Below are 3,405 nucleotides of genomic sequence, written 5' to 3'. Positions count from 1 at the left end.
AGTCTTTGAGAAGACCGAACTGCAGGGCTACAGCTATAAGGAGCTGGCTGAAGAGTGCGGCGCCAGCGAGCAGGCGCTGCTCTCCCGCAAACATAAAGCCGTTCTCTATCTTCGTTCACGTCTGCGAATCTTCTACGATGAGCTGGTCGGCGGTTGAGCCCATCGCCCGACAGCTCTCTCTGCAGTGCAGTAATATCACCGACGATACGGTGTTTAACTACTCTCTTTTGTCGATAACGTTCTCCGCGCGGTTGATGCGGTAAAGGGCTCTTTACCGCATGACTTTTCATAACCGGTGTCGGAGGCGCTCAGCGATCGCTGACTGTGGGTCCATTCACGCTTGCAGAACGCAATGGCGGTGTTACCGTCGGGCGGAGGGAATGCCCGGCGTAACTTCCCCAGCGGCTTTTCAGATAGTTCACCGCCTGCTGGGTCTGCGGCTGATTGAGATAGTTTTCCCGAAACAGGATCGTTCCCTGGATTTGCGGCATCGACTCGTTCAAATCCAGCTGTTTCTTCAGCTCCGGCACGCCGCCGTTGACCATCCAGTCGGGCTCATTTTTCGACGGCTCGCCAATTTTATACAGCGCCACGCCGATATACAGCCGGGTACCGGTCGGTTTCACTACGTCGGCCCACCATTTCGCGAGCACATCATAGCGGGCCGCGTCGCGAGCAAAGGGCCAGTACAGCTGGGGCGCAATGTAGTCGAGCAGGCCCTGCTGAACCCAACTGCGGGTGTCGGCGTAAGACTCATCATACGCGGCCGCGCCGCGGGTGTCAGAACCTGCCGGATCGTGTGACCGGTTACGCCAGACGCCTGCAGGACTGACGCCAAACTCCACATCGGGATTGAGCTGCTTGATGGTGCGCGACACCTGGGCTATCAACTGCTGAGTATTGTGTCGCCGCCAGTCCGCCTTTGAGGCATATCCCTGTCCATATCGCTGGTAGGTCTGCGAGTCGTTCAGCGCTGAACCCGGTGATTCGGTGTAGAAGTAATCGTCAAACTGTACGCCGTCAACCGGGTAGTGCTCCACCACTTCGGCAACGATACTGGTTATCCAGTCGCGCACTTCTGGAATTCCCGGATCGAGGACAAAACGGTCGCCGGCGGTACGAATCCAGTCGCGATGCAGCACGAAGACGCTGGAGGGGATCTGCGACAGCGTCCCGTTGAGTTCGCTGACGGTTTTTGGCCGGGTGTTCACGGAGACACGATAGGGGTTAAACCAGGCATGGACCCGCATTCCGCGTTTGTGGGCTTCATCCAGCATAAACTGGAGCGGGTCATAACCCGGATCCTGGCCGATGTGGCCGGTCAGCATATCGGACCAGGGCAAAATTTTTGACGGCCACAGCGCGGTGCCATCCGGTTTGACCTGAAAGAAGACCGTATTGATGCCGAGGCTTTGCAGCTTATCCAGTTTATCGGTCAACGCTTTCTGCTGCTGGTGGATACGCAGCGCAGAGTCGCCCGTCGTCACTGAAGCGACGGGCGGCCAGTCAAGACGAGACACCGTTGTCAGCCAGACGCCGCGTACCGGCTCATGGGTTTTGGGCAAATGAGGCTGTTTCAGCGCCGGGGGAAGCGGGGTCACCAGAGAGGCGGGCGGTTTACCGGAACAGCTAACCAACAGCAGCGCGGCGGCCACAGCCGCGGCGGACAGGGTCACTTTAGAGAAAACAGGGACGCTACGAGAGCTGAAAATCATATTCGTCATCGTTATAGACCGTTGCGTGAAGAGGCATTTTCCTACGATTCGAATTCAAGTCAATCAGTGTGTGTATTCCCCCGCGGCTGACCTGCTGTTTCCTGGGCAGGACGGGGCACGGAGGTTGACCTCGCCACGACAGCGTCGGGACGCTATCGACCCCTTTCCTGTCAGATGAGGCCAGCTGTCGCGATGGGAATAATCAGTGTGGATGATGGGCCCATCGCGTGGAATCCTCGTCAATGTACCGCTTCTCACATGTCTTGTTATATTGTTCACAATACCGCCACAAAATTTTTCACACTCATGATCATTTTCGCACTTTTGCACCAGGGCAGTGCGCAACACGGGAAAAGAGCAACTATGTTTAGCTCGCTGGTCGATATGGACGCCGCAGTTCCCGACTCGCCACGTGATGGCAACAGACCTCCTGACTCGTAGTGAAATGCACGTCAGCCGGAGGCGATAACGTTGTTATCACCCGTTATTGCCATCCATCACCAAGCGATCTGACGCGATATTTCTTCCTGGCGGGATTTTTGCTTCTTCCACCCCGGCCGTGACGGCATATTATCAGCCTTCGGCAAACCAAACAGTAATTGATATTTTCCGCGCCATAACCGGGCGCAAGGCTATAAATCGCTGAGGAATATCGAATGTCTCTGAAACTGAAAAAGTTGACTCTTCATTTTGCGATTGCGGGTTGTATCAGCGTGGCATTTTACGCACAGGCGGATGTGAAGATTGGTGTTGCCGGACCGTTTACCGGGCCGAATGCGACGTACGGCGCCCAGTACTGGAAAGGGGCCTCGCAGGCGGCAGCGGATATTAATGCGGCAGGAGGAATTAAAGGCGAAAAAATTGTGCTGGTTCAGGGGGACGATGCCTGTGAACCCAAACAGGCGGTCGCGGTGGCGAACCGTCTGGTCGATGACTCCGGCGTCTCCGCCGTGGTGGGGCATTTCTGTTCGTCTTCCACCATGCCCGCCTCCGAGGTGTATGACGAGGCGGGTATTCTGACCATCACCCCCGGCTCGACGAACCCGCAAATCACCGAACGCGGTATGAAAGATATGTTCCGCATGTGCGGTCGTGACGACCAGCAAGGGGCTATTGCGGCGAACTATATACTGGATGTGCTGAAGGCGAAAAAAATTGCCGTGATCCATGATAAAGATACGTATGGTCAGGGGCTGGCGGATGCTACCCGCGCCGCGCTGGCGAAACGCGGGACGAAAGAGGTGCTGTACGAGGGATTATCCCGTGGCGAAAAGGATTTCAACGCGCTGGTCACCAAAATTGGCGCGCTGAAGCCTGATGTCGTTTATTTCGGCGGCTGCCATCCGGAAGCCGGTCCGCTGGTTCGTCAAATGAGAGAGCAGGGCGTACAGGCGAAATTCTTCTCCGGCGATTGCATCGTGACGCAGGAACTGGTAACCGCCGCCGGTGGCCCACAGTTCACTGACGGCGTGCTGATGACTTTCGGTCAGGATCCGCGAACCATTGCGGAAGGGAAAACGGTAATTGAAAAATTCCGCGCCGGCGGTTTCGAACCAGAAGGCTATACCCTGTATGCCTACGCGTCGGTCCAGGCGATCGCCGCAGCCTATAATGCCGTCGGAACCGATAACACCAAAGCCAGCGAATGGCTGAAAAACCACAGCGTCGATACCGTCATGGGCAAAAAAGC

The 3,405-nt window shown here is 56.4% G+C and carries 2 protein-coding genes and 1 pseudogene; 2 read left to right on the top strand and 1 reads right to left on the bottom strand.

All coding sequences use genetic code 11. The features are described from left to right. A pseudogene (locus ACZAHD_RS22520) lies at nucleotides 1-157 on the top strand (RNA polymerase sigma factor); the annotation flags it as partial. A 151-nt stretch (nucleotides 158-308) separates the two neighbouring features. Here the strand turns inward: ACZAHD_RS22520 and ACZAHD_RS22515 are convergent. Further along, entirely contained in the window at nucleotides 309-1,715 is a 1,407-nt protein-coding gene (locus tag ACZAHD_RS22515) for a glycoside hydrolase family 10 protein (RefSeq protein WP_462458708.1), read from the bottom strand. 713 nt (nucleotides 1,716-2,428) lie between these two features. Between ACZAHD_RS22515 and ACZAHD_RS22510 the strand changes: the two genes are divergently transcribed. Continuing rightward, nucleotides 2,429-3,405, top strand: a 977-nt coding sequence (locus ACZAHD_RS22510; RefSeq protein ID WP_462458707.1) for a branched-chain amino acid ABC transporter substrate-binding protein, incomplete at its 3' end; no start/stop codon positions are given.

It is taken from the genome of Raoultella sp. (genome assembly GCF_039594335.1).
In the GTDB taxonomy this organism is placed as follows: domain Bacteria; phylum Pseudomonadota; class Gammaproteobacteria; order Enterobacterales; family Enterobacteriaceae; genus Klebsiella.
This window is presented reverse-complemented; position numbering and strand designations above follow the sequence as displayed.